At 69.3% G+C, this 7,353-nt stretch carries 8 protein-coding genes; 5 read left to right on the forward strand and 3 right to left on the reverse strand.

Annotation, left to right across the window (positions count from 1 at the left end):
* Nucleotides 1-1,385, reverse strand: a 1,385-nt coding sequence (locus VGD44_RS01490; RefSeq protein WP_331083135.1) for a carotenoid oxygenase family protein, incomplete at its 3' end; no start/stop codon positions are given.
* Nucleotides 1,386-1,607: 222 nt separating this feature from the next.
* Here VGD44_RS01490 and VGD44_RS01495 point away from each other — a divergent pair.
* A complete protein-coding gene (locus VGD44_RS01495) occupies nucleotides 1,608-2,612 on the forward strand; it encodes an endonuclease/exonuclease/phosphatase family protein (RefSeq protein ID WP_331083136.1) in 1,005 nt (334 codons plus the stop codon).
* A gap of 63 nt (nucleotides 2,613-2,675) precedes the next feature.
* Here the strand turns inward: VGD44_RS01495 and VGD44_RS01500 are convergent, their stop codons facing one another.
* A complete protein-coding gene (locus VGD44_RS01500; protein WP_331083138.1) occupies nucleotides 2,676-2,843 on the reverse strand; it encodes a hypothetical protein in 168 nt (55 codons plus the stop codon).
* Nucleotides 2,844-3,139: 296 nt separating this feature from the next.
* Here VGD44_RS01500 and VGD44_RS01505 point away from each other — a divergent pair, with 296 nt between their 5' ends.
* The gene (locus VGD44_RS01505; protein WP_331083140.1) at nucleotides 3,140-3,568 is read left to right on the forward strand and encodes a helix-turn-helix transcriptional regulator; all 429 of its coding nucleotides are present in this window, start codon (nucleotides 3,140-3,142) and stop codon (nucleotides 3,566-3,568) included.
* A 22-nt stretch (nucleotides 3,569-3,590) separates the two neighbouring features.
* Here VGD44_RS01505 and VGD44_RS01510 read toward each other — a convergent pair whose 3' ends face one another.
* Nucleotides 3,591-4,232, reverse strand: coding sequence for a TlpA disulfide reductase family protein (locus tag VGD44_RS01510; RefSeq protein ID WP_331083142.1), 642 nt, complete (start codon nucleotides 4,230-4,232; stop codon nucleotides 3,591-3,593).
* Here VGD44_RS01510 and argH point away from each other — a divergent pair, their 5' ends adjacent.
* Genes argH through lysA form a run of 3 tightly spaced genes read left to right on the forward strand, consistent with a single transcriptional unit; the run spans nucleotide 4,233 to nucleotide 7,224 of the window.
* Nucleotides 4,233-5,654, forward strand: coding sequence for an argininosuccinate lyase (argH, locus tag VGD44_RS01515; RefSeq protein ID WP_331083144.1), 1,422 nt, complete (start codon nucleotides 4,233-4,235; stop codon nucleotides 5,652-5,654).
* Nucleotides 5,651-5,959: a hypothetical protein gene (locus tag VGD44_RS01520; RefSeq protein WP_331083146.1), complete on the forward strand. Its 309-nt coding sequence runs from the start codon at nucleotides 5,651-5,653 to the stop codon at nucleotides 5,957-5,959. Before argH ends, VGD44_RS01520 begins: the two co-directional genes overlap by 4 nt.
* A complete protein-coding gene (gene lysA, locus VGD44_RS01525) occupies nucleotides 5,956-7,224 on the forward strand; it encodes a diaminopimelate decarboxylase (RefSeq protein ID WP_331083148.1) in 1,269 nt (422 codons plus the stop codon). The genes VGD44_RS01520 and lysA overlap by 4 nt, the downstream gene beginning before the upstream one ends.
* The last annotated feature ends 129 nt before the right edge of the window (nucleotides 7,225-7,353 follow it).

Consider the following 7,353-nt stretch of genomic DNA (forward strand, 5'->3'; position numbering starts at 1 on the left):
CAGACCGGCCCGGCCGCGATGTCCCTGGCGTCCAGCACGACGCACTCCGAGCGGTCCTCGATCATGTCGGTGACGAAGCTCACGAGGTAGCCGTCATCCTCGTCCACGGCCCCCGGCCGCGGCGCGAACGGCGCCTCCGAGCCGTAGCGTTCCGGCCCGAAGTCGTAGCTGGAGGAACGCCCGGTCTGCAGGTCGTGCTTCACCAGGCCGGTGAACAGGAACCAGCCCGGCTTCGAGGTCGTGGAATAGAGGTAGCGGCCCTTCGTCCCGGCGACCTTCTGGTTGAAGGTCCCGAACTCCAGCACGCGATCGTCGAGCGGCCCCTCACTCACGGCCCCGGTCTTCAGGTTGAAGCGCCAGCGGTAGAGCTGCGGCTTCATCGAATGCGGGTCGAGGTAGGCCATCATCTGGCCGAGCCTGGGGCCATAGCCCTCCAGCGGCGACGGCTGGGGATCGGCCTGGAAGTAGCCGTCCAGCACGATCTCGTCGCCCTCCTCGTAGGCGTTGCCCCAGTGCAGGACGTAGCAGGGCTTGGCCTCGAACCACCGGATGTCCTCCGGGCCGCCGAAGCGCGGGATGACCGCGAACCGCGTCGGCAGCTCGGGATGGAAGCGGGCGGCGTGGTAGCCCTTGGCCAGCAGCTCCGGTTCCCAGAACAGCGGCAGGTCCGGCAGAATCGCGTAGTTCTTCGTGAACGCCATGTCGTGCGGCAGCCGCGGCCCCGGCAGCGGGATCGGCACGAAGTGCTTCAGCCGGTTGTCCGGCCCCACGACGCCGTAGTGCATGTGGGGCGCGGCCTTGGAGTAGTTGAAGAACAGGAGCTCGCCCGTCGCCTCATCCACCTTGGCGTGGGCCGAGACGCCCTCGGCCGGGGCCCAGGCGTCAACGCCCAACGGCGCCAGTGTCAGCGGGTCCAGGCGATACGGCTCGCCGCACTGATAGAAGGTCGACAGGATCTGGCCGGCGTGGACCACCACGTCGGTGGACGACGAGTCCTTCAGGCTGCCCTGCGCGCCCCAGCCCGGCTGCTTGGACTGGCCCGGATGCCCCGCCAGCCCCGCCCAGATCGGCCCGCCGGCCGCCGCTTCCGCCTCGAAGCCCTTGGTGCGGATGAAGCGGTTCCGGTACTCGGCCTTGCCATCGCGGAAGTGCATCGCGTGCAGCATCCCGTCGCCGTCGAACGGGTGGTAGGTCCCGATCGGGTCGTGCACCGGGTTCTCGGTGTTGCGGACATAGACTCCGTCCAGATCCTTCGGGATCTCGCCGACCATCGGCAGGTCGTAGGCGTCGTACTCGTCGAAGTTCGGGGTCCACGCCCCGTTCATGTAGGGGTGGTCGTTGGCGCTGAGCGTAGGCGTCACCCGGTTGACGAGGATGGCCGGCATGGCGGGCTCCGTGGACAGGCGCCCACCCTACAGGCGTCGGCGCATGTCGTGAAACGACTATGCGGCTGTCACACGCCGGTAAACGAAGCAGGCCATTTCCGCCCTTGCCCGGACAACAGATCAAAAGACATCGGGCTGCGCTTGAACAACGCGGGCCGACCTCGCCTTGGGATTGCAGATATCCCGCCTTGAGGACGGCCGCATGTCCCGGAGCGGCGAGAGATGTACTTGGACGCCAACGTCCCCGACTACGCCTACGTGGCCCCGCCGGCCCACGTGTCCTCCACGCTATCGGTGCAGCGCCCGTCCTTACCGGAGCCGCAGCCCGAAACGGGCGAGATCAGCGTCCTGACCTATAACGTCCGCGGCCTGCCCTGGCCGCTGGCGCTGAACCGCGGCAAGGCCCTGCGCGAGATCGGCCGCGAACTCGCGGCCATGCGCCAGGCGGGCCGCCAGCCCGACGTGGTGCTGATCCAGGAGGGCTTCCGCCGGGAAGTGGCCGACCTGGTCCGCGAGAGCGGCTACGGCTACTGGGCGAGCGGTCCCGGCGGCGGCCTCGGCAAGCTGACGAGCGGCGGGCTGCATGTCCTTTCGGACGCGCCCATCCTCGAGGTGAGGACGACCGCCTACGATCACTGCGCGGGCTTCGACTGCTTGGCCAACAAGGGCGCCATGATGGTGCGACTGGCGCCCGCGTGGTCGCCGACGCCGATCGACGTGGTCAACACGCATATGAATGCGCGCAAGGCCTCGGGCGCCCCGCGCACGCGGACCCTGTCGGCGCACCGCGGCCAGACACGCGAGCTGTCGGCTTTCGTGAAGACCCATCGCGCGGCGGCCCATCCGCTGCTGGTGGGCGGCGACTTCAACATCCGCAACTCGCCCGCGCGCTACGACTACGAGGCCGGACAGCGGCCCTTCACCGTGGTGGGCGAATACTGCAGCCAGCCGGGCTCAGGGTGCGGCGACGGCGCGGCCGACACGTCCGCGAAGCCGTGGCTGCGCACCCAGGACCTGCAAGGCTTCCGAAACGGGGCGCTCCGCGTTCAGCCGGTGGCCAGCCGCTACCTCTTCGACGAGGGCGCGAAGCGGCTCTCCGACCACCAGGCCTACCTCGTCCGCTATCGCCTCTCCTGGAGCGCAGAGACGCTGGCCGCCTACCGCCCCGACCGGGCGGTCGAGGTGAGGCCACACAAGCTGGGCTTCAAGGTCTCCTGGGCGCCCTAGACGCCGACGAACGCCAGCGCACCACGCGACGTCCCACCTCCCCGGCGGGGTCTTGCCCGCGGCCTAGGCGTCGTGGGGCCGCAGCGTGTGGGCCACGTGGAACGATCCGGAGTGCGACAGCACGATCCAGTCGCCGCAATGCGCGACCACGGGGCCTTCGGGCGTACGCACCTGAACGGCCGAGGCTTCCGCCACCGACTGGGCGTCTTCGCCGAGCCAGTGCCAGAGCACGGCCCAGTTCTTTTGGTCGTGCGCCGGGGGAACCCGAAGCGCAGCTCCATGGTCGAAGGGGGGATGCAGGCGAATGACGGGCATGGGCCTTGGTGAATCGTTACGCTGAACACCGGCAGTTCCGCGGTGCTTCGGTGACCAAGACCTTAACCGCGTCCGCCGACGTCCTGTCCGCTGGGGTTGAACGCCGGTCGCCTGAGGGCTGAAAAAGCTTTGCAGTTCCGCGACAAAGGCTTTTAGTCGCAACTAGGACTTGCGAGGTCGGACGGGGACACTCGCAGAATGGAGGAATGGTTATGTCGGAGGTGTCTATCAAGGCGCCCGACCCCATGGACATCGCGCTCGGGGCCGCGGTGCGCATTCGGCGTCGGACCATCGGGATGTCGCAGGAGGCCCTCGCCGAGCAGTGCGGCGTCAGCTTCCAGCAGATCCAAAAGTACGAGAACGGCGCGAACCGCATCTCGTTTTCGCGCTTGGTGCAGATTTCTCGCGCCCTGCGCTGCCGCGTCACCGACCTCATGGATGTCTTCGACGGCGCGGACAAGGAAACGGCCGAGGACCTCGACCTGCTGACCCGGATGCGCACCCCCGGCGCGCTGGAGCTGCTGTCGGCCTTCGAGCGCCTGGCGCCCGAAGTCCGCTCGTCGCTGGTGAACCTGGTCCGCACCCTGAGCAACCAGCAGGAGCCGACGTCGCCCTCGGGAAAACACAAGGTCGCCGCCTGACGCTCGATCGGACGAGGCGCCTTCAGCCCTTGGCCAGCGCCTCGTCGATCACCTTTTTGACGTCGTCGCCCGACCAGTCGGCCTCGCCGGCCACGCGGCCGACCTCGAAGCCGTCCTTGCCGTAGATCACCGTGGTCGGCGCGCCGGGCGCGACCGGCTTCAGCACGAACGGCATCTTCATCTCGCGGTCGTGGTAGAACTTCAGCGGCGCGTTCTGGGCGATGAACAGGGTCGCCTTGTCGGCGTCGCCCACGGTGTCGATGCTGACCGCCACCACCTCCACGGGCTTGCCTTCGTAGGCCGCCTGCAGCTTCGCCAGCGTCGGCATCTCGATCTTGCAGGGCGCGCACCACGTCGCCCAGATGTTCATCACAACCACCTTGCCCTTGAGGTCGGCGAGCTTCATCGCCTTGCCTGAGGCGTCGTAGATCGTGTGATCCGGCGGCGGCGTGGGGGCGTCCGGTTTCACGAACTTGGCGGTGAACTTTGAGGCGCCGCCGGGGGCCACGGCGGCAGGGCTCTCCGCCGACGGCGGCGGCTGGTTGGAAGACGCCTGCGCGATGATGTAGACAACCGCCGCGACGCCCACGAGGGCTGCGCCCCACAGGGCCCAGGTCAGGAACCCGCCCTTGGGCTTACCCGCCGCTTCCGGACCTTCGCTCATATGACCTCGTCTTCCTCAAACCCGCCCGCACGCCCATCCTCGGCGGGACAGGCCATGTGGGGCGGCAGGTTCTCCGCAAAGCCGGCCGAGCTGATGCAGGCGATCAACGTCTCCATCGGGTTCGACCGTCGTCTGGCGGCCCAGGACCTGGAAGGCTCCCGTGCGCACGCGGCGATGTTGCGCAGCGCGGGCGTCATTTCAAGCGAGGACGAAGCAGCGATCCAGGGCGGCCTCGAAACCATCGCCGGCGAGATCGAGGCCGGGACCTTCCCGTTCCGCGACGAATACGAAGACATCCACATGAACGTGGAGGCGCGGCTGCGCGAGCTCATCGGCCCCGCGGCCGGCCGGCTGCACACCGCCCGCTCGCGCAACGACCAGGTGGCGCTGGACTTCCGCATGTGGGTCCGCGACGCCTGCGACCGGACCTTGGGCCAGCTCCAGGCGCTTCAGAAGGCGCTGCTGGCCAAGGCCGAGCAGCACGCCGACACAGTCATGCCGGGCTTCACACACCTGCAGCCCGCGCAGCCGGTGACCTTCGGGCACCACCTGATGGCCTATGTGGAGATGTTCGGCCGCGACGCGTCCCGCTTCGCCGACGCCCGCGCGCGGATGAACGAGAGCCCGCTGGGCGCGGCCGCGCTGGCCGGCTCGCCGTTCCCGATCGACCGGCGGATGACCGCCCATGCGCTGGGCTTCGACCGCCCGACCGCCAACTCGCTGGACAGCGTGGCCGACCGCGACTTCGCGCTGGAGGCGCTGGCCGCCGCCACCATCTGCGCCACGCACCTGTCGCGCCTGGCGGAAGAGATCGTGATCTGGATGACGCCGCAGTTCGGCTTCGTGAAGCTGTCGGACGCCTTCACGACCGGCTCGTCGATCATGCCGCAGAAGAAGAACCCCGACGCCGCCGAGCTGGTGCGCGCCAAGGTGGGCCGGATGATGGGGTCGTTCACCCAACTGACCATCGTCATGAAGGGGCTGCCGCTGACCTATTCGAAGGACATGCAGGAGGACAAGGTCCCCACCTTCGAGGCCTTCGACGCCCTGGAGCTCAGCCTTCTGGCCATGGCGGGCATGGTGGCCGACCTCGAGCCCGTCACCGAGCGCATGGCGGCCGCGGCGGGGGCCGGCTATTCCACCGCCACCGACCTCGCCGACTGGCTGGTGCGCGAGCTCGGCCTGCCGTTCCGCGACGCCCACCACGTCACCGGCGCGGCCGTGAAGAAGGCCGAGGCGCTGGGCGTCGGCCTGCCCGACCTGCCGCTCTCCGAACTCAAGGCTCTGGATGCGCGGATCACCGCGGCCATCTACGATGTCCTCACCCCCGAGGCTTCCGTCGCCAGCCGGCGCAGCTACGGTGGAACCGCGCCGGATCAGGTCCGCGCGCAGATCAAGCGTTGGAAGGAAGTCCTGGCATGACCCCCCGCACACTGGCGCTTACGGGCGCCCTGATCCTCGTGGCGGGCCTCGCCGGCTGCGGCAAGGTGGGCCAGCTCGAGCGTCCCGGCCCGCTGTTCGGCGCCGAGCGCAACACCACCAAGGACGCCGACGACGCCCAGCGCAAGCAGGACCCGTCGCGCCCAGTCGACACCGTGGATCCGCGCGACCGCTCCACCGATCCGGCCCCGCCGCGCACGCTGCCCATCCCCGGCACCAACACCGGCCCCGGCGCGGTCGCCCCGCCCAGTGCGCTCCCCGACCCCTACACCAACCCGCGCCGATGAATCATTTCGAGCTGCAGGGGGGCGAGCTCGCATGTGAGGGCGTCCCTCTCTCGCGCATCGCCGAGACGGTCGGGACGCCCGTCTACGTCTATTCGTCGGCTACTCTGGAGCGGCACTACACGGTGCTGCGCGATGCCTTCGTGGACGCGGGCCTGGGCCAGCCGCTGATCGCCTACGCCGTAAAGGCCAACTCCAACGTCGCGGTCCTGCGCACGCTGGGGAACCTGGGCGCCGGCGCCGACACCGTCTCCGAGGGCGAGATCCGCCGCGCGCTGGCCGCCGGCATCCCCGGCGAACGGATCGTCTTCTCCGGCGTCGGCAAGGCCGAGCACGAGATCGCCTTCGCGCTGCAGAACGACGTGGCCGAGATCAACGTCGAGTCCGAGCCCGAGCTGCACACGGTCAATCGCGTCGCTCGGCAGATGGGCAAGCGCGCCACCATCGCGATCCGCGTGAATCCCGACGTCGAGGCCGGCGGCCACGCCAAGATCTCCACCGGAAAGGCCGAGAACAAGTTCGGCGTCTCGATGGTCGAAGCTGAACGGCTCTACGCCAACGCCGCCAACATGGTCGGCGTCCGGCCGGTGGGCGTGGCCTGCCACATCGGCAGCCAGATCACCGACCTCGCCCCGCTGCGCGCGGCCTTCGTGAAGATGCGCGCCCTCGTCGAGCGGATCCGGGGCGAGGGCCTCTCTGTCGAGCGCCTCGACCTGGGCGGCGGCCTGGGCGTGCCCTACTTCAACCAGCCCGAGCCCCCCTCGCCCGCCGAATACGCCGCCATGATCGCCCAGGCCACCCGGGGCCTGGACATCCAGTTCGCCTTCGAGCCCGGCCGGATGATCGCCGCCAACGCCGGCATCCTGCTCGCCCGGGTCCTGCACGTGCACGAGCGCCCGGAAGGCCGCCGCTTCCTCGTCCTCGACGCGGCCATGAACGACCTGCTGCGGCCTGCGATGTATGACGCCTACCACGACATTCGGCCGGTGAAGCCGCGGGCCGGCGACGCCAGGACCTACGACGTGGTGGGCCCGATCTGCGAGAGCGGCGACACCTTCACGCGGGACCGTGTGCTGGCGCCACTGGAAGCCGGCGACCTCGTGGCCTTCATGACCGCCGGCGCCTACGGGGCGGCCATGTCCAGCGAGTACAACTCGCGCCTGCTGGTCCCCGAGGTCCTGGTGAAGGGCGACCAGTTCGCCGTGGTGCGGCCGCGGCCGACCTACGAGGACATGCTGGCGCGGGAGGCGTCAGCACCCTGGCTATAGCTCCAGCCGCATGAACTGGTTGAACTCGCTGGCGACATAGTCGGCGAACGCGCCGCAGCTTTCGAAGCCGCGGCGGCGGTAGAGTTCCAGCGCCGGCTCGAACGCCTCGCCGCTGCCGGTCTCGAGGCT

This window comes from Phenylobacterium sp. (genome assembly GCF_036402295.1).
Taxonomy (GTDB): Bacteria; Pseudomonadota; Alphaproteobacteria; order Caulobacterales; family Caulobacteraceae; genus Phenylobacterium.